The following is a 24,132-nucleotide window of genomic DNA, read 5'->3' as shown; positions in this document are numbered from 1 at the left end:
CGTCTTGTTATGGCATCTAATAAAAATCAAGAAATAGTAAAAAATGTTTTTACGTCCTTCTTAGAAGAAAAAGGACATCGTAAAACACCTGAACGCTACGCCATCCTTCAAGAAATTTATGATAGTGATGAGCATTTCGATATCGAATCGCTCTACATCAACATGAAAAATAAAAATTATAGGGTCAGTCGCGCCACCCTCTACAATACCATTGAGCTTTTGTTGGAATGTAAGTTGGTTCGAAAGCATCAATTCGGGAAGAATCAGGCACAATATGAAAAATCGTACTTTGATCGCCAGCATGACCATGTAATTCTTACCGATACGGGCGAAGTCATAGAGTTTTGCGATCCTCGGATACAGTCTATAAAAAAAACCATCGAAGAGGTGTTCGACATCAAGATCAATACGCATTCGCTATATTTTTACGGTATTCGAAACGAAAATGAGGATAAACATATTAAAAAAGAAAAATCAACCAGCTAACCAAATTTTATAAATGGCAGTAGATTTATTGTTAGGATTACAGTGGGGAGACGAAGGGAAAGGAAAAATTGTCGACGTACTGACAAAGAATTATGATATTATTGCACGTTTCCAAGGCGGACCAAATGCCGGACATACGTTAGAATTCGATGGTATCAAACATGTGCTCCACACTATTCCCTCAGGTATTTTTCATAAAAACGCAATCAATATTGTAGGTAATGGAGTAGTTATCGACCCTGTAATTTTCAAGAAAGAACTGGAAGCCCTACAACGATTCAATATTGACATCAAGTCGAAACTTTTAATCTCTAGAAAGGCTCACCTCATTTTACCCACACATCGCTTATTGGATGCTGCATCCGAAGCCTCCAAGGGAAAGGCGAAAATTGGTTCAACCTTAAAAGGAATTGGCCCTACCTATATGGATAAAACGGGTCGGAACGGCATGCGCATAGGAGATTTGGAACTGGATGACTGGAAAGAGAAATACCGTTCCCTGGCGAACAAGCACGAGGCGATGATCGATTATTACAACGTCGATGTGCAATATGATTTGGCAGAACTTGAAAAGGACTTTTTTAAATCTATCGCATCGTTAAAAGAACTTACCTTTATCGATAGTGAGGAATATTTGTACCAAGCACAGAAGAAAGGCAAAAAAATACTCGCCGAAGGTGCGCAAGGCTCTCTATTGGATATCGATTTTGGCACCTATCCGTATGTTACCTCGAGTAATACAACGGCTGCCGGGGCCTGTACTGGATTGGGGGTTGCGCCCAACCAAATTGGTGAAGTAAAAGGAATTTTTAAGGCCTATGCTACCCGGGTGGGAAGCGGACCTTTTCCAACGGAGCTTTTCGATGAGGATGGCGAGACCATGGGCCGAGTCGGGAACGAATTCGGTGCTACCACTGGTAGAGCCAGACGCTGTGGCTGGCTAGACCTTGTAGCTCTAAAGTATGCCGTACAAATCAACGGGGTTACCGAACTTATGATGATGAAAGCCGACGTACTAAGCGGCTTTGAAAAACTTAAGATTTGTACTGCTTACAACTATAAAGGCGAAAAAATAACCCATTTGCCCTATAATATCGAAGCCGAAAACGTAACACCCGTTTACACCGAAATGGATGGATGGGAAGAAGACCTCACCCAAATGGGCAGTACCGAAGAATTTCCCGACTCCCTCCAGGCCTATATCGACTTTCTTGAAAAGGAACTTGAAGTTCCTATAAAAATTGTGTCCGTAGGTCCAGATCGTATGCAAACGATTCATCGGTAATACCCAAATGAATATCATGCCGATGATTGAAATCCTGCCCTATTTTGAAAAAAATAGTTTGGAATATCGATTCTTAAAGGTTTGGCTACTTCCTAAATCTATGCTAATCTTTATCGGACTCTTTCAAAATATTCTATTTTTAGTCAAAATTTAGAAGCTTGAGAAGCATCTTTTTTCTTATTTCTTTGCTTATATGCAATGCGTCCGGGTGGTCTCAGACAAACGTGGGAGCACAAGCCGGTGATACTTTGGCCAGCAAACAAATCAATATTGTATACGGCGCCAATTTCACTAAAGATGAAAGTCGATTCCCAGGAGCCTCTATTTTTAGTGAAGATGGCCGTCAGGTTCAGTTTGAGCACCAAGGCGCAGATCTTTGGTGCGATGTAGCCATTTACTATCAAAAAGAAAACCGCTTACGGGCTTTAGGCAATGTACGCTTACAACAAGGCGATTCCATCGAACTGACCAGCGGCAAAATAAATTACGATGGCCAAACTAAGTTGGCCAAGGCTTTTGAGAATGTTTTGTTAGAGACCCAACAACAAACCGGACAGATGACCTTGCGGACCGACACCTTATATTTTGACCGTGAAAACCAAGAGTCGTACTACAACAGTTCAGGCACCATCGTAGACTCTACCAACACCTTGACCAGTGAGATAGGCCGTTATTTCATGGAACTCAAAAAATATCAGTTTTTAGATAGTGTTCATATTGACAATCCTCAATATATTCTAGATTCTGAACAACTCGATTACTACACAACGTCAAAGAACGCCTATATGTACGGACCTTCGACGATTACGGGCGAAACCTACAAAATATATTGTGAACGCGGTTTTTACGATACAAAGGTCGAAAGTGGTTATGGTATCAAAAACACCCGGATAGACTATAATAACCGTATTATCGAAGGGGACAGCGTCTATTTCGACAAGGCTACCGAATTTGCATCTGCCACCAATAATATCGTAGTGACGGACACGGTGAACAATGGGATTATTCGTGCCCATTACGCTGAAGTATACAAGGCTAAAGATTCAGTATTTGCGACCAAAAGAGCCGTTTCCATCAGTCTTGTCGAGCAAGATTCACTCTACATGCATGGAGATACTTTAATGGTCACGGGCAAACCAGAGCATCGCATAGTAAAGGCGTTCAGAAACGCTAAATTTTATAAAACAGATCTTAGTGGGAAATGTGATTCCATCCATTCTGAAGAGCGTACGGGAATCACACAACTTATCAAAAACCCGGTAATCTGGAACGGAGAAAACCAAATGACCGGTGACAGCATACATTTAATATCCAATTTAAAAACCGAAAAGCTTGATTCCCTAAAAGTATTGAACAATGCATTTATTGTCTCTTTAGACAGTATTAGTAAAACAGGTTACAATCAGGCCAAAGGAATGGACCTTTTCGGCAAATTTGTAGATAATGAACTTAAAATAATTGATCTGATCAAAAATACAGAAGTCATCTACTATATGTATAATGATGATGACGAACTCATCGGTATCGATAAGACGATATGCAGCAAGATACGGATCACGATGGCCAATAACGATATAGAGGATCTGACGTTCATTACTAATCCCGATGGCGATATATTTCCCGACAAAGACCTCCCGGTAGATAGCCGAAAATTAAAGGGATTCATTTGGAGAGGGGACGAACGTATACTCACGAAAGACGATATCTTCGATGAAGATGACAATACTATTGAATTAGTGGTCATTCGAGGTATTGATAACCCTATAGATATTGATGCGGAAGAGGCTGAAAGATCTCAAAATGAAGGGGATCCGGTCAATGAAATTCCAACCAACACCACTCCGGCAAGTCCTCCAAAACGACCCAAACTGAAAAAAGTACCCCTTGTTTCTTTCAAGGAAGCAACACGGTAAAATAGCCAGACTCTTGGCAACTAGCCTTAATAAAGTGTGAAAGAAGATTTCCTAAAATATCAGGCACAGACCAGTCCGCATCCTTTGGCTATGGAAGTCTCACATGCCAAGGGCAGCTATATTTATGACCGACAGGGCAAGGCCCATCTAGACTTTGTAGCCGGCGTTTCGGCTTGTAGCCTCGGCCATTGTCATCCTCTAGTTACTGAAGCTGTACAATCTCAAATTACCAAATACATGCACGTAATGGTATACGGGGAATATGTACAAGAACCCGCAGTAACCTACACCAAACTATTGGCTTCATTATTACCTAGCCCATTGGAGACTACGTACTTGGTAAATTCAGGGACCGAAGCAATCGAAGGTGCACTAAAACTAGCACGCCGGGTCACTGGTAGAAGTGAATTGATCGCGGCCCATAATGCCTACCATGGAAATACTATGGGTAGCTTAAGTGTCATGGGCTACGAACCACGTAAAAGTGTATTTAGACCTTTGATACCCGACATCTCCTTTGTTCGATTTAATGTAGAAGAAGACCTTCAAAAAATAACTGAAAAGACCGCAGGAGTACTTCTGGAAACCATTCAAGGCGGAGCCGGTTTTATAGAGCCGCAGAAAGATTACCTTAAAAAGGTACGTCAACGTTGCGATGAAGTCGGGGCCTTGTTGATATTAGATGAAATTCAACCTGGATTCGGCAGAACTGGTCGCCTCTTCGCTTTTGAACATTATGAAAGTACACCCGATATTTTGGTTATGGGCAAAGGTATGGCCTCAGGGCTTCCGGTCGGTGCTTTTACAGCATCCGAAGCAATGATGCGCACCTTGCAGCGCGGCCCCAAATTAGGGCATATTACCACTTTTGGTGGAAACCCCGTCATTGCCGCAGCCTCCTTGGCAACGCTTAAGGTCATTACATCCGGCACCCTTATGGCCGATACGCTGTTTAAGGAAAGGTTGTTCAGAGAGCTGTTAAAACACCCACTTATCAAAGATGTCAAAGGAAGAGGCCTGATGCTGGCCCTAATAATGGAAAGCGCGAAAATAGCAGATTATGTCATTCTGTCGTGCGCCAAAAAAGGGCTAATTCTATTCTGGCTTTTGTTTGAACCAAGAGCCGTTCGAATATCCCCTCCTTTGACCCTATCCGAAGAGGAAATAAAAAAAGGCTGTGGCATAATTCTTGACATTTTAACGAAATACAAGCAATAAGCTGTTAACTAATTTGTTAATAATATAGCCTGTATCGAGGAAAAAAAACGACTTCAAAAGGCTACTTTTAAGTCCATAGTGTAACCAAATCGTTCTTATGGCGTTAGAATCTAACGAAAAACCCAACCAACCGATTGCCAAATTCGAGTCCATGCTGAAGACAGACGATGTCTACTTCTTTGACGCTGAGGATTTCGAGGATATCATTCACCACTATCTAAATAATGGCAAAATTTCTTTGGCCAAAAAGGCTATTAAGATTGGGCTTCAGCAGCATCCTGGTTCTTTAGAACTCAAATTGCTCAATGTCGAAGTGCTCGTTTTTGAAGATCACTTAGATCTTGCAGAGCAGTATTTGGATGAGCTTCAGACCTTGGACAGTACTAATGAGGAAATTTTTATTCAACGCGCCAATATTTATTCAAAGAAAGATAACCATGAAGCTGCGGTGGCACTTCTGAACAAGGCATTGAATTTGTCAGAAAACAGTTTTGATATCTATTCCCTACTGGGTATGGAATATCTTTTTATGGACGATTTCAAGCTCGCCAAAGAAAGTTTCATGCGTTGTGTGGACTTCGATGAGCAAGATTATTCTTCACTTTACAACGTAATTTATTGTTTTGAGTTCTTAGAAGATTATGATGGGGCCATACATTATCTCAATGATTATTTAGAAAGAAACCCTTATTGTGAAGTGGCTTGGCATCAGTTAGGCAAACAATACTTCTCTAAAGAAATGTACCAAGAAGCGCTCGGTGCATTTGATTTTGCCATAATTTCAGACGATACCTTTTTGGGGGCCTATTTTGAAAAGGGCAAAGTGTTGGAAAAAATGGGGCGATACAATGAAGCTATTGAAAATTATGAGGCCACGATTAAAATGGAAGACCCTACTTCACACGCCTATCTGAGAATAGGGAAGTGTCATGAGCGCTTGAAGAATGACGATATGGCCAAATACTATTACTATCATACGGTTCACGAAGATCCGCTTTTGGATAAAGGTTGGTTGGCCATTACCGATTTTTATTTTAGAAAAAAGAATTTCAAAAAATCGCTTTATTACGTGAACAAAGCGCTCAATATTGACGGTGAGAACCCATTATATTGGAAAAAATGCGCCCAGATCAATGCTGCGCTTAAAAAATATGATCAGGCGGATTTCGCCTATAAGCAAGCTGTAGATTTAGGCAACTACGAATTACGTACTTGGCTTGGATGGGCCCAAGTGGCGCTTCAAAACGACGACATTCCCGGTGCCATCCATATTTTGGGACAAGGTCAGGAGTTTTATCCTGAAAATCCTGAGATAAGATATAGAAAAGCCGGTTACTATCTTTTGATGAACGATTTTATCAACGGACGTATCAGTCTCATCGATGCATTGAAAATCGATTCAGGAAAATACAATCTTTTCGAAAAAGAATTTGCCCAATATTCGAAATCTGAATGGGCCCAAGAAATTCGGTCTAAGTTCGACAAAACTTCCTGAACCGTTCTAATTGCAGGCCTAAAATTCATACCCATATAGAACCCTTCCCGTTTATTTCGGACAAGGCATTTGCTTGCATTCGACCTATTCGTTGCATTTTTCCGAGAAACCGGTAGCTTAATTTTTTATCCGCGGTACGGTTATAAAAAGTTATTTTTGCCCTTGTTGAAATTAAACTTCATGGAAAAAAGAAATCTTTTACAGTATGGTATCGTCACACTAAAAGGAATGGCAATGGGGGCGGCAGATGTGGTGCCCGGTGTATCTGGAGGCACTATAGCCTTTATCTCCGGTATTTACGAAGAGCTTATCACGGCCATTAACAGTGTAAACCTATCCCTGCTTAAAACATGGCGGACACAAGGTTTCATTGCCGCTTGGAACCAATTGAACGGTAATTTTCTATTGTCGTTGTTTCTCGGTATCGCGATCAGCGTACTTTCTTTGGCCAAAATGGTAAGCTGGTTGTTGGAGAATCAGCCCATCCTCATCTGGTCATTCTTTTTCGGTCTTGTCATTGCAAGTATATTCTTTGTGGGCAAAGAAGTTCAAAAATGGAACATGGGTTCGATAACCGCTCTTATACTTGGGGCCGTTATCGCCTACTATGTCACCATACTTCCACCCTCTGAAAATATAGGAAGCCTACCCTATCTTTTTTTTTCAGGGGCCCTTGCCATCTGTGCCATGATATTACCAGGAATTTCGGGAGCCTTCATCTTGGTACTTTTGGGATCTTATAAAACTGTCATTGATGCCGTTCACGATCTAGATTTCAAGATTATTGCAGTGGTTGGCGTGGGTGCCATTTTCGGCCTTCTCAGTTTTGCCCGGTTATTAAAGTGGATGTTCACCCATTACAAAAACACGACCTTGGCATTGCTTACGGGGTTCATCGTAGGGTCTTTGAATAAAATATGGCCATGGAAAAGGTTGCTCGAGACCAAAAGTATAGGTGAAAAAATCATCGTTATCGATGAAAATATTTCTCCTTTCACCTACGAAGGAGACCATCAACTAATCTTTGCTATCATTGCCGCTATCGTGGGTTTTTCCCTTATTTTTATACTTGAAAGAACAGCTTCGAAAAAATAAACGCCCCGAATGTATAACCCCAGAACATTTCTTGATAAATTCTTTCTGGTCGTCAAAGGTCTATGTATGGGGGCGGCCAATAAGGTTCCAGGGGTCTCGGGTGGAATCGTTGCATTTGTCGCGGGCTTCTATGAAGAATTTATCTATTCCTTACAGAAAATAAACGCAAAAGCTTTCAAGCTTCTTTTGAACGGAAGGTTCAAAAGTTTCTACCGGTACGTGAACGGGGCTTTTCTATCGCTTCTGATATTCGGTATGTTGGTCAGTTATTTTAGTGTATCGAAGTTATTGGATTTTTTCTTGGAAAAAAAAGAGTTGTTCGTATGGGCCGCATTTTTCGGGATGATATTAGGGTCAATCTATTATATTTCAAAAGACTTCGAACATTGGAACCGAAAAACCATCATAGCCGGTGTCATCGGGCTTGTGGTCGGTATTTCTATAAGCTTCCTGAATCCGGCCAAAGAAAACGACAACCTGTTCTTTATATTCCTATGTGGAATCATCAGTGTTTCGGGCATGACCTTGCCCGGGCTATCGGGTTCTTTTATTTTAATCCTTTTAGGTAACTATGTCTTGCTACTGGTTGATTCGGTTAATGCGCTTTACGACACTTTTGTCGAAATGCTGCGGGGAGATTTCAGTTTTGTCAACAACCAAGTCCGTTTAGACACCCTTAAGATTTTAGCCGTGTTCACTCTTGGATCAGCTACTGGTCTTGTGAGCCTTTCCCACCTTTTGAGCTATGTCTTAAAGCACTTCAAGCACGTAACCACTGCGGTAATCATAGGATTTATAACTGGATCCCTTGGAGTGGTTTGGCCATGGAAAAAGACGATCTTTAAAACCGATGCAAGCGGGCAAACCCTTCTAGACTCCAATGGCAAGGAAATTATTGTAAATTACGAACGTTATTTTCCGAACTTTTCAAGCGCAGAGACCTGGTGGGCCCTATTATTTGTTCTCTTAGGGATATTTATTCTTCTGGGATTGGAATGGTATGGAAAAAACAGAAAGATGATGAGCAAGAGCCTGGCCAACAGAGGTTGACCAATCTTTCAATAAATACTGAAGAACAAAAGAATTTTTTATTCTTGATAATTAAGCTAGCATTTAAAAAAAGGAGTAAGGCAACCAAAAAGTACCATGATGAAATCAAATAGGTTCGGACTGATAGGAAAGAATATTTCTTACTCTTTTTCCAAAGGGTATTTCACTCAGAAATTCTCTGAAATGGGTCTGAAAGACCATACTTACGAAAATTTTGACCTTCAAAAGATTTCCGAATTCGAAAAGGTAATCAAGAAGAATCCCAATCTAAAGGGGTTGAACGTCACGATTCCTTACAAACAGGAAATCATTCCCTATCTCGACACCTTAGAAGAACAAGCCCGAGAAATTGGTGCGGTAAATACCATTCAGTTTACTGAAAACGGACTCAAAGGGCATAATACGGATACTTACGGTTTTAGAAATGCTATTTTCCCATATATAAAGAAACATCATACCAAGGCCCTGCTTTTGGGTACAGGTGGCGCCTCGAAAGCTGTGGCTTTTGTTCTCGATAGTATCGGCATTTCACATACTTCCGTCTCACGCCATCCGAAAGACGGGCAGCTGTCCTACGATGAGCTTGATGGTTCCATTATGAAAGACTTTACCGTACTGGTCAACTGCACCCCTTTGGGAACCTATCCTAATATTGAGCAATCCCCAAATATTCCATACCGCTATATTGGCGAGAATCATCTTCTTTTCGACCTGATATACAATCCTGAAAAAACCAAATTTCTCAAGGAAGGAGAAGTTCGGGGAGCACAGGTTTCCAACGGACTACGCATGTTAGAATTACAGGCCGATCGGGCTTGGGAAATCTGGAATGAATAGTCCAGAAAAGTACCGAAATAACACTACCCAAAATAATTATCTAAAAAGGGAAATAATTCACGTAATTACTTAGCCAGGAGTAATTCGTAAGCGGGCATTATGCCCAACCATATCGGTTGAACCTTAAATTCACCCATACTCTTTGACATTCGGGCTGTTGTTAGTATCTTTCCATGGCAATACCAACTGAACATGCCGGAAGAAAAGGATCGACAAATACAAGATACATTGAGCGAGGACAAAAAGAATAAAACTCCAGAAGCATCCAACGACTCGGAGCAAAAAACCGAAGTTGAGGATAAAAAAATGGGGTCAGCTACTGAAAATACGGGCAACCTCCAAGGCTCACAAGATGAGGCAATCGATACTTCCAAAAAAGATGGGGATACGGCCGAAAAGAAAAAATCTGTCATACCAGAAAATGAACGGAGTACAGATGACGAAACACCTAGCGAAGGTAGGGAAGATGTACTAGAGGAAATTGATGACAACAATGCCGAAGATGCGGAAGATAATGACAACCATCATCGGCATACCATTCCGCTATTGGATTATCATTCCATGTCTATGGAAAACTTGGTCGGAGAATTGCAAAGATTGGTGCGAAACGAAAAAGTGCAGGCCATTAAAAAACATGTGGATGGTATCAAGTACGAATTTGACCAGAAATTTCAAGATTTTTTAGAGCAAAAGAAAGAAGACTTTATCAATAGCGGAGGCAACGAAATCGATTTTAAATATAATTCCGTCACTAAAAGACAATTCAACGAAGTCTATTCCGATTATCGTGAAAAACGCAATCAATATTATAAACACCTTGAAAAAGAGTTAAAGGACAATCTAACTAATCGTCTGGCCATTATTGAAGAGTTAAAGGGCTTGGTAAATGTGGAGGAAGATATGAATTCTACCTACAAAACGTTTAAAGACCTTCAAGAGCAATGGCGCAATGCAGGGCCGGTACCCCGTAACAGTTATAATGATGTATGGCGAACCTATCAACACCATGTTGAGATTTTTTATGATTTTCTACATTTAAACCGAGAGCTTAGAGATCTAGATTTTAAACATAATCTGGAAGAAAAGGAAAAGTTGGCAGCACAGGCAGAAGCCTTGGCTCTTGAACCTGACCTCAACAAGGTATTTCGCGAATTACAGACCCTTCACAAAGTATGGAAAGAAGATATCGGACCAGTAGGGAAAGAACATCGCGAGGCGATTTGGGAACGGTTCAGTAATGCCACCAAAGTGCTTCATCAAAGACGCCAAGACCATTTTAAGGAACTTGAAAAGGAGTATGAAAAAAATCTCGAAAAAAAGAAGGAAATTATTTCCGCCATTAAAAACCTTAACGAAAACATAGCCAATAGCCATAGAGCACTGCAACAACAAATAAAACAGCTCGAAAAACTACGTGACGACTTCTTCAACGCAGGAAAAGTACCTAGAAGCCAAAGCGATAAAACTTGGACAGCCTTTAAAAGTGCAGTGCGTGATTTTAATCGAAGTAAAAACGCCTATTACAAAAACCTAAAATCGGAACAGCAAGACAATCTCGACAAAAAACGGGAATTGCTAGAGTTGGCACTCTCCTATAAAGATAGTGAGGACTGGGATACCGTAACACCGCAAATGAAACGCATTCAAGGCGAATGGAAAAAAATAGGTCATGTACCTCGCAAATATTCCGATAAAATTTGGAAAGAGTTCAAAAACGCCTGTAACCATTATTTTGATAGGCTACACGCTCTGAAAAACAAAGGTTTTCAGGAGGAAATGGCCAATTTTGAAAAGAAAAGTGACTGCTTGGAACGTTTGAAAAGCTTTGAACTATCGGGGGAAAGGGAGAATGACCTCAAAAAAGTAAAGGAATACATCAGTGAATACCGGTCATACGGCAGAGTGCCCTACAAGAAAAAAAGTATTGATCAAAAGTTCAATAAAATATTGGATGCCCTTTTCAAAAAATTAGACATAGGGCATCAAGAGGCCGAATTGATGAAATATGGCAACAAGATTCAACGTTTGGCGAACGCAGATAATGAAAGGGCCCTTCAGAACGAGCGCAGTTTTATCAGAAAGAAAATTGATGAGAGTAAAAGTGAAATAATACAGTTGGAGACCAATTTGCAATTCTTTTCCAACGCCTCGGGCGATAATCCCTTGGTAAAAGAAGTCATCAACAAAGTGGAAAGCCACAAAGCATCTTTAGCCACCTGGAAAGCTAAATTGAAAAAGCTCAACATCATGGAAAACACACTTCACAAAGAAGAGGAGAATAACACGGATGATGAAGGGCAAACTGAGGGAACAACTGAAACTTAATACACTAATACGAATAACCGGCTTTTCTCGGTACGGATGCCTAAATAGCTTCCGAAGCGGCCAAAAGCCTTATAAAACCAACACCATGCGAAAAATTGTCTATGTCTTATCTGCACTAATCGGTTTTGCGGCCTGTAAGTCAAGCCCCGAAAAAGAAACCGTCGAAAACCAACCCCTCGGCAAGAACGAAATTAGAAAAATCGATGTCCACTCCCATTTTCAATATGATCGCGATTATTTTCCCGAGTTTTTTGATGAATGGAACATGCAAGCCATACTGGTCGATGTCGCGCATCAAGATGCTACCGAAATTAGAAGAAGTTGGGACAACTATGTTGCTTTGGCGAATGCACGCCCTGAACTTTTCTACCTCTGTTCATCGCTGATTGGTGTTGGTATCGATGCCCCCGATTTTGCAGAAAAACAAATTGCCCGTTTGAAAACGGAAATTGAACAAGGAGCCATAATGGTCAAAGTATGGAAAAATTTCGGGATGGTTACGAAAGACGCTTCTGGAAGTTTCATACAAATAGACGACGATCGGCTTCAGCCCATCTGGGATTTTTTAACGGAGGAGGGAATACCGGTAATGGCCCATATAGGTGAGCCCATTCAAGCATGGCGTCCTTTGGACGACCCCAACAACCCCCATTACGGTTATTATAGTGAGCATCCGCAATACCATGCGTATCAGCATCCTGAAATTCCTAAATACGAGACGATTATGGCAGCAAGAGACCATTGGATCGAAAAAAATCCTGATCTTCAAATCCTTTGTGCCCATACGGGCAGTATGTCACACAATGTCGATATGGTTGCGGAACGGCTGGATAAATTTCCGAACATTCGTGTCGAACCTGCAGCACGTTTCGGTGACCTCGCCAGTCAGGATTCCAAAAAAGTCAAGGCTTTCTTTGAAAAATACCAAGACCGTATTTTCTTTGGTACAGATTACGGCAACAATACCCCAAAAGATTCATTATCCACCACCGAACTTAATCAAGAACGGGCGAATCTTGATTCGGAATATGAAATACTTTGGAAATACCTGAGTACCTCTGATTCTGTAGAAATAAGAAGACAAAAGAACGTAGGCATCGGTTTGTCCAAAGATATTCTGGAAAAGGTTTACTATAATAACGTAGCTGATTTTTTGAACCTACAGTAGTCGGCTACCTAAAAACAAACGTAACGAATTAAGTTCGCAATTTTTAGCTTCAGGTTAATGCGGAGAACTATTTTTATCGAGATTTGAAAATTGCTGTTCCCTTACTCAAAAACTGCACCTAAATGGCTTCAGGTTTTTTTGCTTTGCTAGATGATATTGCTACCCTTATGGACGATGTAGCAACAATGAGCAAAGTTGCTGCTAAAAAAACGGCTGGTATTCTTGGTGATGACCTTGCCGTCAACGCCGAGAAATCATCAGGATTTGTTTCTTCCCGTGAAATTCCTGTACTATGGGCCATAACCAAAGGGTCGTTTATCAACAAGCTCATTATAGTGCCCATTGCTCTTCTATTGAGCGCCTTCCTACCCGTGGTCATAACGGTAATCTTATTGCTGGGAGGTATTTATTTAGCCTATGAGGGAGCGGAAAAAATATATGAGTTTTTCGTACCCCATGCCCATAGCACTGAAGAAATAAAATTCGAGAACCTCTCTGAGGAAGAAATTCTGGAAAAGGAAAAGGAAAAAATCAAATCGGCTATCGTTACAGATTTCATTCTGTCCGTCGAAATTGTGATTATTGCCTTAGGTACTGTTGTAAAGGAGAATTTATGGGTTCAGATCCTTGTCGTCTCGGTCATCGCCATAGTCGCTACGGTAGGTGTTTATGGCATAGTAGCCCTCATTGTAAGAATGGATGATTTCGGGTTGAAACTTATCAATCTAAACGATGAAGACAAGAGCTTTTCGGATACTGTTGGGAATCTTCTGGTGAACGCTCTTCCGTATGTCATTAAAGGGTTATCGGTAATAGGCACTATCGCCTTGATGTTAGTAGCTGGTGGAATATTCGTGCACAATATTCATTTTTTACATGAGTTTGTTCCTCAATTGCCATCTATCCTAAAAGAATTCGTAGTCGGTCTTATTGTCGGAGGGTTGACCTTATTGATCGTAAAAGCCCTACTGTCAATTTGGAAACGAATCAAAAAGAAATAATGGGGATACCGACCATAGGTAGATCTGAAGTACAAAATATTTCATTCAAGTTTAAGGGTGATTTTTTTAGAACTCAGCAAGACAGGAACGACCCCTAAAAAATAAGATTCCCTGTATAAGAACTTCAGTAAGCCCCTTTTTACCCCGACGGTTAAAAATAAAATTGATTAAATGCCAAAAGCATTTCTAAATGAAAGATGAAGAAAATATAGTCTCAAGGGCCCTATTTAGAATGGTTTGTACTTACCCCAATTCCCGTCAAATATGAACCTCATAGATTGGATAGGCTTTCTAGGGGTACTCCAGATACTTATGGCCTATATCTTAAATGTGATGGGAAAGCTACAACGTACCGATTTGACTTTTATACTATTGAATCTTTTGGGAGCTGGCTTAGCCTGTCTAGCTTCCATCATGATGAAGTACCTCCCTTTTGTCATTTTGGAAGGTGTATGGAGTTTAGTGTCTTTCATTGCACTCATCAACTATTTTAAAAAAACAACATGAAGGGCGAGAAGAAGCTTTCACAATTGGTAAAAGGTTTGAATCCTAAGCTCAATAAAGGAGAATATGTGTTTGCCTCCATCAAAGATTTAGAAATTATATCCCGTAGGGATACCCTCTGCGAGTTTAAGGAAAAGGAAGGTATCACCATTGTAATCGACCGGAAAAAGGCTGATCAACTTCATCTTGAATATGATTTTATAGCCTCTTGGATAACGCTTGAAGTTCATTCTTCGCTACAAGCCGTAGGCCTAACAGCATTAGTTTCAAAAGAATTGACCACGAACCAGATAAGCTGCAACGTGATTGCAGGCTATTATCACGATCATATTTTCGTCGCTAAAAAAGATGCGGACAAAGCCCTTCAGGTCTTGACCTCATTATCAAAAAAAAACACTTAAAACAGAATCATCGCACAGAAGGCGACCTTATTTTCAAGACTACCGTTCCGACCCTGAGTCGAAAAAAATTCCCCTGAAAGAGCTATATTCGAAGCGTTTTCAAACAAATTCACTAAATTCAAATTATAACCTACCCCCAAGGATAGATTAAAATGGTAAACAACAACAAACCATACCATGAAAAAAATGACATGTAAACAGTTGGGAGGTGCATGCGACCGAGAATTTGAGGCCGCTACTTTTGATGACATAGCGGCCATGAGCCAAAACCATGCGATGCAAATGTTTGAACAAAAAGACGAAGCGCATCTTAAGGCCATGGAAGCAATGCAACAATTGATGCAATCGCCAGAAGCCATGAAAAAATGGATGGATGAAAAACGTGAGGAATTCAATAGCTTAGATTGATATGCTCTGAACAAAATATAAATGAATTCAACCTTCCATAGACCTTCGCACGTTTATTTTGAGCTATTTTTCCTCCCTTAGGTTACTCTGATTTCGTGCAGAATCGGATAGCTCATAAAGACCGACAAATTCAGATACCAGTGGATAGAAATTTTTTAAGGTTTTCCTTTAGGGTTTTAGCTATAATGGCATTTTCTTTACAAGTGGTGGCTCAAGATAGCCTTGTGATTGAAACGTTTCATGATGGACTTGATGATTTTGTAAGCATCCGCGATCTTGCGTTATCCAAAGATGCCAACGAAGCTTTTTTTACAATTCAAGATGTGTCTGGATCCCTATCACAAATTGTTCGCATGTGCAAGAAAAATGGGCAATGGTCGTCCCCCGAGTTGCTTTCCTTCAACGATGGGCACAGCTATCTCGAACCCTTTTTATCGGTGGATGAAAAAAAGCTTTTTTTTGTATCGAATCGCCCTCGGGATACCCATGCGGTTGAAGAAAAGAACTTCGATATCTGGTATGTGACAAGAAGTTCCAAAAAAGGGCCTTGGTCGGAGCCAATCAATTTAGGCCCCGCTATAAATACCAGTCTTGATGAATTCTATCCTGCACTTAGTAACAATAATAATTTATATTTTACCTTGGATGCCCCGAAAGGTATGGGAAAAGACGATATTTATTTTGCGAAATGGAATGGAAAAGGTTACGACGCCCCACAACTTCTAAACAAAAATATCAATAGTGGCGGTTATGAGTTCAATGCCTTTATAGCCCACGACGAAAGCTTCTTGATCTATACCAAATACAATACTGAAGACGGTCTTGGAAGTGGAGATCTCTATATATCCCGAAAAAATGCCTCCGGTCATTGGGAACCAGCTCATAATGTCGGAGCCCCTATAAACTCAAAATATATGGAATACTGTCCTTACTATGATGAGGTAAATAAAACACTTTATTTCACTAGTAAAAGAAATAGCCTCGTCATGAAGGATTTCAAAAATATCGAGGAACTCAAGCAATATTTGAACCATGGGGAAAACGGGATAAGCAAAATTTACAAAGTTAAGATAGACCTCGAAAAAATGTATCTGAGAAATAAGTAGCATTTCGGCCCATTGCTTTTTAGCCCCATAACGGCTGAACCCAGGTAAATATGCCGATGACTGGTAAAATTTGTTTTTATATTAAAAAAGTGGTTACATTTAAGAAATGAAGCGCAACTATTTTATCGGATTGACAAGCCTAGGAGTCGCCGCTGTGGCGATACCTTCATGGTACTATCTTACCAAACCGGTGTATGACGTGTCTCTTTTTTTTCCAAAAACACTTACTTCAATCTGGGACCGGCCTACTATGGTTTTTATAGGTCAAGAGTATCTTGATAAATATCCCATAGAAAATAGCCAAAGAAAATTAATAGATTTACTATTGGAGGGGCAATCTCCAAAAATGAATAATATTGACGAGACCTTAGCCTTAAAAATCGAAAAAGACTACCAAGAAAAAAGAATCGTAACCATAGATGGATGGTTATTATCAAGAACCGAAGCTCGTCAATGTGCATTATTTACGTTGACCGAAATCCAATAATCATACATGCATATTGACGCAAGAAAACTTGAGGACGATTCAATTATAGAAGGAGACGTATGTATTATTGGGGCCGGTACGGCCGGTATAAGCATTGCCCTCGAATGGATCGATTCCAAAAAAAAAGTGATTCTTCTTGAAGGGGGGGGATTCGAATACGATAAGGATGTTCAAAGCCTCTATTCCGGGGAAACAACAGGACAGAAATACTACCCCCTACAATCGACGCGGTTACACTATTTTGGAGGAACGACTGGTCATTGGGCAGGTATGTGTTCGCCATATGACCCCATTGATTTTCAAGAAAGGGACTGGGTTCCCCACAGTGGATGGCCCATTTCTAGGGAAGCGCTTGATCCGTTCTACTCAAGGGCCCACCGTACCTTAGAATTAGGCCCCTACAACTATGATTTCGAAAGTTGGAAAGCGAAAATTCCCGGTTTGATTCCGTTTCCCGTAGATGAAAACGTGGTCTGGAATAAACTTTGGCAATTCAGTGAGGCGCGTTTCAACTCCTTATATGCTGAAACTATTATCAATTCAAAAAGTGTACATCTCTATACTTACGCCAATGTAGTCGATATCCTTGGCAATGAAAACCTTACGAAAATACATGAAGTCGTAGCAAAGAACCATAGTGGAAAAACGTGTAAGATAAGGGCAAAACAATTTATTTTAGCCTGTGGAGCCATTCAAAATGCCAGACTTTTATTGGCATCTCGAACTCAGACCTCACAGGGTTTAGGGAACGACAATGACCTCGTTGGGCGTTATTTTATGGAGCACCTAGAACACGCATCGGCAGAATTATGGTTATTCAAACCCTTTCCGACAAAACTATACACTTGGAGTTCCGATACCGAAGTGCGTGCAGAACTGGCCATCACCGAGAAGTCACAACGTGAAAACCAAATTTTGAATGGTACGGTTTCTCTCTTTCCCCTTACCTTGGGAAGAAGCCTCAAATCGGAAATGGATCTATGGAACAATGAAGATCCCAGAAAATCAGCGGAAAACTTTTGGAACGATATTGCAGATGCACGTGCCGCGGCAGAAAAAATTACCGAGGGTAGCATTTCAAGGGCATTTACCTTGCATACGCGTATCGAGCAAGCGCCAAACCCCAATTCAAGGGTTACCCTACTTTCTGAAAAGGACGAATTAGGGGTACCCAAAACAAAACTTAATTGGGAGCTTACAGCACTAGATAAGCGAAGCATACGAAGAATCTATCAATTGTTGGGCCGACAAATGGGGCTTTCGAATCTGGGCCGTGTACGGCTCAACGAATTCTTACGTGATGAGGACGATACCGCGTGGCCCGATGATCTCAATGCCGGATGGCATCATATGGGCACCACTCGAATGAGCGATACCCCAAAAAAAGGAGTAGTAGATCCAAATTGCCAAGTGCATGGGATTTCAAATCTTTATGTGGCCGGTTCGGGATGCTACACCACCTCCGGGGCGCCCAACCCAACATTGACCTTGGTAGCCCTCTCGTTGCGTTTATCCGATTATATTAAAGAGAAGGTTTGAGGCTTTACCGATATTCAAATAATAAAGAATTTAAAAAATGAAACGGTCTTTTCCGATTTTATTCATATTCCTATGTTCTTGGGTCTATGGTCAAAATCTTCCCGGTACGAAGTTGAGCATAAAAAAAGCACAAGACGAAATCGTACTCGACGGTAAGCTTGAGGAAGAGAGTTGGAAACAGGCCGATGTAGCCGACAACTGGTATCAGAACTTTCCCGTTGATAGCCTTCCATCACCTTTTCAAACAGAGGCGCGTATGACCTTCAACGACGAATTCCTCTATGTAGCATTCATTTGTTATGATGATGATAGCCCTGATGTGGTCAGTACCCTACGTAGGGATTTCGATTATTCCCTGAATGATAATGTCTCATTTATATTCGGCCCCTATAATGACCGATTGAACGGATATTTTTTTAACGTCACTGCCGCAGGTGCCAAAAGAGACGGTACTGTTTCCAGTGGAGGCAACGGCGAAAACGCTTTTAATATTTACTGGGATAATAAATGGTTTACTAAAGTAGTGCGGTATGAAGATCGGTGGATTGCCGAAATAGCCATCCCTTTCAAGAGTTTTAGATATAAAAGCGATGTAAAAGAGTGGAACGTCACCTTTGATAGGCTCGACAAAAAACGCAATATAAAATCTGCCTGGGTACGAACGCCAAGACAGTTTTATACCGGTACGTTCGCCTTTGCCGGTCAACTTGTATGGGAAGACCCCATCCCCAAGGCGGGCACCAACATATCGGTTATTCCTTATGTGGCCGGTGGTAGCTTTCAAGACAAGGAAGTAGACCCTGAACAATCGTCTACGGATCTACAAGCCGGATTCGATGCCAAAGTAGGAATAACACCTTCCATGAACTTAGACCTCACGGTCAATCCCGATTTCTCGCAAATTGAGGTCGATGAACAAATACTGAACCTCACTCGATTTGAATTTCAATTTCCGGAGCGACGACAGTTTTTTTTAGAGAACAACGACCTTTTTGACAACGCAGGTTTCGAATCTGCCCGACCTTTCTTTTCACGGCGCATAGGTATAGTACGTGACACGGCCGGAATTTCCCAAAAGGTTCCTATTCTTTATGGCGCAAGGCTTAGCGGTACCATCAATCAAAAGTGGCGTCTTGGGGTAATGAACATGCATACCAAAGAAATGTTGGATTTTGGATTACCGGCCCAAAACTATACCGTCGCGACCATTCAGAGAATGTTTTTAGAACAGTCCAGTCTTTCCGTTACCTTTGTAAACAAACAAAGTTTAGGGGTACAAGAGGGCGATTCCCTAAAGTTCTTTCATCCTTCTATTTTTAGGAGAACCAACGTAGAAGACCAGCCCACACCCAATACATATAATAGAGTACTGGATGCCGACCTCGTCTTAAGAAGTAAGGATAATCGTTGGTACCACAGCTCGTTTTTTGCACAGTCGTTTGATACAAACAGTAAGCCCAAAACTAAATCGGGATCTGCTTTTTTTCAATATTCAGACCGAAGTTTGACGGCCAATGTAGGAGGTTTTTTCGTCAATAAAAACTTCAATGCGGAGGTGGGATTTGTTCCAGGAAGCACCGTATATCCTGGGCAAATGGGGTATTATTCCGAAGTAGCCTATAAAATGTATCCGAAAGGAGACGTGATACTTTATTCGGGGCCTCAGGCACGATTAAACGATACCTACCTGCCCGACGGCACACTAGTGGATAGAAAATCAAACCTCGGCTATGTGGTAAGCTTTCAGAATTCGGCCATGTTAACCTTTGATTTCGAACACGTTTTTCAACGATTGACCCTCGATTTCAATCCTATAAGTGCGGCTCAGTTTAGACAGTTCTTGGAAGGACAACAGTTTCATTGGAATTCATTTCTGGCCTCTTTTCAAAGTAATACGATTAAAAAATTGAATTTCCTTCTCAGTTCATCTTATGGAGGGTTTTATAACGGCACTAATTTGAATATATCAGGACAACTGAACATGCGCTTTCAACCCTATGTCAATGTTGCCATGCGATTTGACTATAACAACCTCAAATTGAGCGAAGATTATGGGGATGCGGAGTTATTCCTTCTAGGTCCAAAACTTGACGTTACCTTTACCGATAAATTGTTTTTTACGGGATACTACCAGTATAACAATTTGACGGACAATATGAACTTGAACCTAAGGTTTCAGTGGCGTTATAAACCTGCTTCCGATTTTTATATTGTATATACGGAAAACTACTTCCCTGAGAACTTTGCAAGCAAAAATCGCGCCTTGGTTTTTAAGCTGACTTATTGGATCAACCTATAAAATAGCTCTAACTAACTTCCAACACGTTTTGAAAATAGTGCGGTCATCTACGGGTTGACCTATACCGCTTCGGAAATATCGACGGATACCTTCAGCTTGCTCTTTCCGCTACCATAGACCACCCCTTTAAGGGGCGGTACATCGTAATAATCGCGTCCCCAACCCACAACGATGTGCTGGTCCATAGGAATTTGATTATTGGTAGGATCAAAATCGACCCAACCAAAGCCCGGAATAAACACCGAAAACCAAGCATGTGAAGCATCGGCACCTACCAATTTTTCTTTTCCCGGTGGAGGAAGTGTTTCAATATAGCCGCTGACATATCTGGCGGGCAACCCCACCGATCTAACACAGGCAATGGCAATCTGCGCGAAATCTTGACAGACTCCTTTCTTTTGTTCCATTACTTCAAGAATAGGTGTCGATATGCTCGTGAACCCCGGTACAAACTCAAAATCAGTATAGATACGTTGCATCAGTTCGTAAGAAGCGTCAAAAACCGATCGATCTTCACGAAAGGAGAGCTCGGCATAGTTCTTAATAGATACACCGGTATGTCTGATGAAAATAGACTCCAGAATAAATTGTTTGGCCTCTAAAATTGCAGCGTCACTACCACGTAATGCCTGATGGGCCTCCCCTAGCGTTACACCTTTACAGGCTTCGGAATCAAGAGATTCCTTGAACTGGGCAAAATTTCGCATCACCTTGCTCTTGGTTATCACCTGGAGTACTTTATGTTCCGTTTGAATGGAAAAACGGGTAATGTAATTCCCAAAAAAATCGATGCGTTCAGAAATCTCTGCCGGTTCAGGACTGATTTTAATTTTATATGCCAGCAATTCTTGGCCCTGCGCTTGCCGCGGTCTGAGGGTGGCAATATTATGACAATAACTCACTGGGGCATTGTACTCGTACTTGGTAGTATGGGTCACATTATAAATCATACTAAATAGGAAACGACGGTGTAACCAATTGGTTTTGTCTATCGGTGTGGTTGAAATAGGTACCCGAAATCGATTGTGAAGTCTTGTACAATAGTTCTGAAAGGTCTTCGAACAACGTTTCCAATTCCTTTCTTACATAATCATTCTCAGATCTGGTTTTGGCCAAGTCTGAAGATTCGGCCAACCGTAGTTTTGAAAAGGCGTTCAACACATATTTCTGATAACTGGTCAAATGGTTGTCTTTCTTAGAGTGTGGCAGACGCGCAATATCTTTTTGTAAACGATTGATCATAAAAGTCAATGACCTCGGATATTCAAGATCTAAAACTACCAAGTCGAGCACAGGCTCCAACTGAATGAAAGAACGATAGCTATACCGATAAATGTTAAGACTTTCATGGCTGGTCAATAAATACTCCAAAAGGTCGTATTCAACCTGTTCGTCATGTTTGATGGTGAGCAAAGACCTACACTTGGTGATGGTCAGCATGCTCTGTTCCAATTGAAGACCAATAAAATAGAGCAACAGCCCCTGTTGTACCATGATACTTTCTTCGATAAGACCCATAAATGCTATCAGACGGGTAATCAATTGGTTCAACACCTTTTGTATTCGATTTATGGAAAAGTCCTTTCCATTTTGGAAATTCTGCCACAAGTGCTGAATATTCTCGAAAACGCGCCACATATCGGAAGACCAAAGGTTACGGATAGAATAATAAGAGTTGTTGAACATGTTGATGGTATGCGACAGACTGCCCACACGATCCGTATCTAGAATTACCGACAACATTTCTTCATAAGGGTTATCCATGGCTATTTTTCCATCCTTCGTTTTTTCAGTAAACCCAGGGTACGTTCCGGTCAGATGTGTGACAGCCTTGAACAAGGTTTGCAGCTTGACCGAGTCAGGCTTTTCATCGCGATGTTGCACCATGGCCATTTGTCGAATGACCATTCTGATAAACCTCGCATTGACCAAAGTACGGCCTACATATCGACCTGCCCAAAAAAGATTCTCGGCCGTTAGACTAGGTAAGTCGTTCAAGCCAGAAATCGCAACAGACGATTTTTTTTGCCAATGGCGATTTTTATCGTTTTTAATCGACTCATCTTGTAACACCCATAAATCTTTACTGGTACCCCCACGTTGATTCGATACACGAACGGTTTTTCGATCGGGAGCTACCCGAATAAGACCTCCTGGCATAACGTTATAGTTTTGCTTCGAGGCAATACAAAATGCGCGCGCCACCAAATTTCTAGGTTCAAGCGCGTCTTTGATCAGGTTGGGTGCGGTCGAAAAGCTAATTCTTTCTTGGGCTACAAAACGATAGGGCCTTCTCTTGATATCTTCGGTCAAATGATTCAATTCTTTGGAAGTCATGAATTCCCCAAAGTAAATACTTTCCCTATTCGTTCTATCAATTCTTTTTATCACCAAATTCGACAAATTCTGAAGCACGTAATTTCGCTCTTTTTCTTGACCACACCACCATGAAGCGATTTGGGGAAGAATTAAATCTTCGCCCAAAAGGTACTTTGCGATAGACGGCATAAAAGGAATCAACCCCGGGTTCTCCATCACCGCACTTCCTATGGGATTAATAATCGAAACGTTTTTACGACGTACTACATCCAAAAGTCCAGCAACCCCTAAGTGCGAATCCTCACGCAATTCCAAGGGGTCTGAAAAAACATCATCTACCCTTCGCAACACCACATCGACCTGCATCAACCCTTGCAACGATTTCATCCACAGAAAACCGTCACGTACCACTAAATCGTTGCCTTGAACCAAGGGATATCCCAAAAATGAAGCGAGATAGGCATGTTCAAAATAGGTTTCGTTATGCGAACCCGGGGTTAAAATAACAATGTTCGGATCTTCTTTTTTTGAGGGAGACGCGTCCAATAACATTTGATTGAACTCCTGAAAGAACCCTGCCAGTCGTTTCACGTTCATTCTAGTATACATCTCGGGAAGTATACGACTGGTGGTAGACCTATTCTCGAGGGCATAGCCCATACCCGATGGGGCTTCCGTTCTGTCATTGACCACCCACAAGCGGCCGTCGGTTCCTCGAGAAAGATCAGCTGCATAGATCGAGAGGAATTTTTCGGTAGTATATTCAATTCCTGCACATTGCCTCAAAAATCCACGATGTCCGTAAATGACCTCATGTGGAATAATTCCATTCTTTATCAACGTACGTTCCCCATAGACGTCATTCAAAACCAGATTCAACAATTCAGCACGCTGTTGCAAACCCCTTTCGACCGTCTGCCATTCATTTTGATGCAGTAAAAAAGGAACCACATTCAAATTCCAGGGACGGTTCATCCCTTGAGGATCATTGTAGACATTATAGGTTACCCCGTTTTCTGAAAGTAACCAATCAATATCCTTCTGGCGGGCAGTGAGACCATTGATCCCTAACCGATCAAAGCCTTCAAAAAGCTTTTCCCAATAGGGTTTGACTCCATTTTGGGGCGTGTACAATTCATCGTTTCCTTGATTGGTACTATAACTATGTAACCAGCTAGTCTGTGTTGTGGGCATTA

The 24,132-nt window shown here is 41.3% G+C and carries 20 protein-coding genes; 18 read left to right on the top strand and 2 right to left on the bottom strand.

Annotated elements, in window-relative coordinates; genetic code table 11:
* Positions 1–9: 9 nt before the first annotated feature.
* The 18 genes from F2B13_RS00255 to F2B13_RS00170 all read left to right on the top strand — a co-directional run bounded on the left by F2B13_RS00255 (position 10) and on the right by F2B13_RS00170 (position 20,617).
* Positions 10–486, top strand: a complete 477-nt coding sequence (locus F2B13_RS00255; RefSeq protein ID WP_149276904.1) for a Fur family transcriptional regulator — start codon at positions 10–12, stop codon at positions 484–486.
* A gap of 13 nt (positions 487–499) precedes the next feature.
* Positions 500–1,771 (top strand): adenylosuccinate synthase, encoded by a 1,272-nt coding sequence (locus tag F2B13_RS00250; RefSeq protein ID WP_149276903.1) that lies wholly within the window; start codon positions 500–502, stop codon positions 1,769–1,771.
* A 224-nt stretch (positions 1,772–1,995) separates the two neighbouring features.
* Positions 1,996–3,684 carry an OstA-like protein gene (locus tag F2B13_RS00245; RefSeq protein WP_232623048.1) on the top strand — a complete coding sequence of 563 codons (1,689 nt, stop codon included), beginning with the start codon at positions 1,996–1,998 and terminating at the stop codon, positions 3,682–3,684.
* A gap of 36 nt (positions 3,685–3,720) precedes the next feature.
* Complete coding sequence (locus tag F2B13_RS00240) at positions 3,721–4,902, top strand: aspartate aminotransferase family protein (RefSeq protein WP_149276902.1); 1,182 nt, start codon at positions 3,721–3,723, stop codon at positions 4,900–4,902.
* Between the two features lie 97 nt (positions 4,903–4,999).
* Positions 5,000–6,397, top strand: a complete 1,398-nt coding sequence (locus F2B13_RS00235) for a tetratricopeptide repeat protein (protein ID WP_149276901.1) — start codon at positions 5,000–5,002, stop codon at positions 6,395–6,397.
* A gap of 180 nt (positions 6,398–6,577) precedes the next feature.
* Positions 6,578–7,492: a DUF368 domain-containing protein gene (locus F2B13_RS00230; protein ID WP_149276900.1), complete on the top strand. Its 915-nt coding sequence runs from the start codon at positions 6,578–6,580 to the stop codon at positions 7,490–7,492.
* 9 nt (positions 7,493–7,501) lie between these two features.
* Positions 7,502–8,542, top strand: a complete 1,041-nt coding sequence (locus F2B13_RS00225; protein ID WP_149276899.1) for a DUF368 domain-containing protein — start codon at positions 7,502–7,504, stop codon at positions 8,540–8,542.
* Between the two features lie 96 nt (positions 8,543–8,638).
* A complete protein-coding gene (locus tag F2B13_RS00220) occupies positions 8,639–9,379 on the top strand; it encodes a shikimate dehydrogenase family protein (RefSeq protein ID WP_149276898.1) in 741 nt (246 codons plus the stop codon).
* A 192-nt stretch (positions 9,380–9,571) separates the two neighbouring features.
* Positions 9,572–11,704, top strand: a complete 2,133-nt coding sequence (locus F2B13_RS00215; protein WP_149302591.1) for a DUF349 domain-containing protein — start codon at positions 9,572–9,574, stop codon at positions 11,702–11,704.
* An 85-nt stretch (positions 11,705–11,789) separates the two neighbouring features.
* Entirely contained in the window at positions 11,790–12,872 is a 1,083-nt protein-coding gene (locus F2B13_RS00210) for an amidohydrolase family protein (protein ID WP_149276896.1), read from the top strand.
* A 122-nt stretch (positions 12,873–12,994) separates the two neighbouring features.
* A complete protein-coding gene (locus F2B13_RS00205; protein WP_149276895.1) occupies positions 12,995–13,873 on the top strand; it encodes a DUF808 domain-containing protein in 879 nt (292 codons plus the stop codon).
* A gap of 264 nt (positions 13,874–14,137) precedes the next feature.
* Entirely contained in the window at positions 14,138–14,380 is a 243-nt protein-coding gene (locus F2B13_RS00200) for a CBU_0592 family membrane protein (protein ID WP_149302588.1), read from the top strand.
* On the top strand, positions 14,377–14,778 hold the full coding sequence (locus tag F2B13_RS00195) for an ACT domain-containing protein (RefSeq protein WP_149302585.1): 402 nt from the start codon (positions 14,377–14,379) through the stop codon (positions 14,776–14,778). The genes F2B13_RS00200 and F2B13_RS00195 overlap by 4 nt, the downstream gene beginning before the upstream one ends.
* A 177-nt stretch (positions 14,779–14,955) precedes the next feature.
* Positions 14,956–15,186, top strand: a complete 231-nt coding sequence (locus tag F2B13_RS00190) for a DUF1059 domain-containing protein (RefSeq protein ID WP_149276892.1) — start codon at positions 14,956–14,958, stop codon at positions 15,184–15,186.
* A 185-nt stretch (positions 15,187–15,371) separates the two neighbouring features.
* Positions 15,372–16,292: a TolB-like translocation protein gene (locus tag F2B13_RS00185; RefSeq protein ID WP_149302582.1), complete on the top strand. Its 921-nt coding sequence runs from the start codon at positions 15,372–15,374 to the stop codon at positions 16,290–16,292.
* A 106-nt stretch (positions 16,293–16,398) separates the two neighbouring features.
* The gene (locus F2B13_RS00180; protein WP_149302579.1) at positions 16,399–16,779 is read left to right on the top strand and encodes a hypothetical protein; all 381 of its coding nucleotides are present in this window, start codon (positions 16,399–16,401) and stop codon (positions 16,777–16,779) included.
* A 6-nt stretch (positions 16,780–16,785) separates the two neighbouring features.
* Positions 16,786–18,318: an FAD-dependent oxidoreductase gene (locus tag F2B13_RS00175; RefSeq protein ID WP_149276889.1), complete on the top strand. Its 1,533-nt coding sequence runs from the start codon at positions 16,786–16,788 to the stop codon at positions 18,316–18,318.
* Between the two features lie 37 nt (positions 18,319–18,355).
* Entirely contained in the window at positions 18,356–20,617 is a 2,262-nt protein-coding gene (locus F2B13_RS00170; protein WP_149302577.1) for a carbohydrate binding family 9 domain-containing protein, read from the top strand.
* A gap of 59 nt (positions 20,618–20,676) precedes the next feature.
* Here the strand turns inward: F2B13_RS00170 and F2B13_RS00165 are convergent, their stop codons facing one another.
* Positions 20,677–21,567 (bottom strand): transglutaminase family protein, encoded by an 891-nt coding sequence (locus F2B13_RS00165; RefSeq protein WP_149276886.1) that lies wholly within the window; start codon positions 21,565–21,567, stop codon positions 20,677–20,679.
* A gap of 1 nt (position 21,568) precedes the next feature.
* Positions 21,569–24,130 carry a circularly permuted type 2 ATP-grasp protein gene (locus F2B13_RS00160; RefSeq protein WP_149276885.1) on the bottom strand — a complete coding sequence of 854 codons (2,562 nt, stop codon included), beginning with the start codon at positions 24,128–24,130 and terminating at the stop codon, positions 21,569–21,571.
* Positions 24,131–24,132: the final 2 nt, after the last annotated feature.

The organism is Pareuzebyella sediminis (assembly GCF_008367235.1).
Lineage (GTDB): Bacteria > Bacteroidota > Bacteroidia > Flavobacteriales > Flavobacteriaceae > Pareuzebyella > Pareuzebyella sediminis.
This window is presented reverse-complemented; position numbering and strand designations above follow the sequence as displayed.

Bases quoted from the DNA above. Each gene is read 5' to 3' on its own strand.
- F2B13_RS00255 (WP_149276904.1), top strand. From the start codon at position 10: ATGGCATCTAATAAAAATCAAGAAATAGTAAAAAATGTTTTTACGTCC.
- F2B13_RS00200 (WP_149302588.1), top strand. From the start codon at position 14,138: ATGAACCTCATAGATTGGATAGGCTTTCTAGGGGTACTCCAGATACTT.
- F2B13_RS00175 (WP_149276889.1), top strand. From the start codon at position 16,786: ATGCATATTGACGCAAGAAAACTTGAGGACGATTCAATTATAGAAGGA.
- F2B13_RS00190 (WP_149276892.1), top strand. From the start codon at position 14,956: ATGAAAAAAATGACATGTAAACAGTTGGGAGGTGCATGCGACCGAGAA.
- F2B13_RS00205 (WP_149276895.1), top strand. From the start codon at position 12,995: ATGGCTTCAGGTTTTTTTGCTTTGCTAGATGATATTGCTACCCTTATG.
- F2B13_RS00195 (WP_149302585.1), top strand. From the start codon at position 14,377: ATGAAGGGCGAGAAGAAGCTTTCACAATTGGTAAAAGGTTTGAATCCT.
- F2B13_RS00180 (WP_149302579.1), top strand. From the start codon at position 16,399: ATGAAGCGCAACTATTTTATCGGATTGACAAGCCTAGGAGTCGCCGCT.
- F2B13_RS00185 (WP_149302582.1), top strand. From the start codon at position 15,372: ATGGCATTTTCTTTACAAGTGGTGGCTCAAGATAGCCTTGTGATTGAA.
- F2B13_RS00165 (WP_149276886.1), bottom strand. From the start codon at position 21,567: ATGATTTATAATGTGACCCATACTACCAAGTACGAGTACAATGCCCCA.
- F2B13_RS00230 (WP_149276900.1), top strand. From the start codon at position 6,578: ATGGAAAAAAGAAATCTTTTACAGTATGGTATCGTCACACTAAAAGGA.
- F2B13_RS00160 (WP_149276885.1), bottom strand. From the start codon at position 24,130: ATGCCCACAACACAGACTAGCTGGTTACATAGTTATAGTACCAATCAA.
- F2B13_RS00215 (WP_149302591.1), top strand. From the start codon at position 9,572: ATGCCGGAAGAAAAGGATCGACAAATACAAGATACATTGAGCGAGGAC.
- F2B13_RS00225 (WP_149276899.1), top strand. From the start codon at position 7,502: ATGTATAACCCCAGAACATTTCTTGATAAATTCTTTCTGGTCGTCAAA.
- F2B13_RS00235 (WP_149276901.1), top strand. From the start codon at position 5,000: ATGGCGTTAGAATCTAACGAAAAACCCAACCAACCGATTGCCAAATTC.
- F2B13_RS00250 (WP_149276903.1), top strand. From the start codon at position 500: ATGGCAGTAGATTTATTGTTAGGATTACAGTGGGGAGACGAAGGGAAA.
- F2B13_RS00220 (WP_149276898.1), top strand. From the start codon at position 8,639: ATGATGAAATCAAATAGGTTCGGACTGATAGGAAAGAATATTTCTTAC.
- F2B13_RS00170 (WP_149302577.1), top strand. From the start codon at position 18,356: ATGAAACGGTCTTTTCCGATTTTATTCATATTCCTATGTTCTTGGGTC.
- F2B13_RS00210 (WP_149276896.1), top strand. From the start codon at position 11,790: ATGCGAAAAATTGTCTATGTCTTATCTGCACTAATCGGTTTTGCGGCC.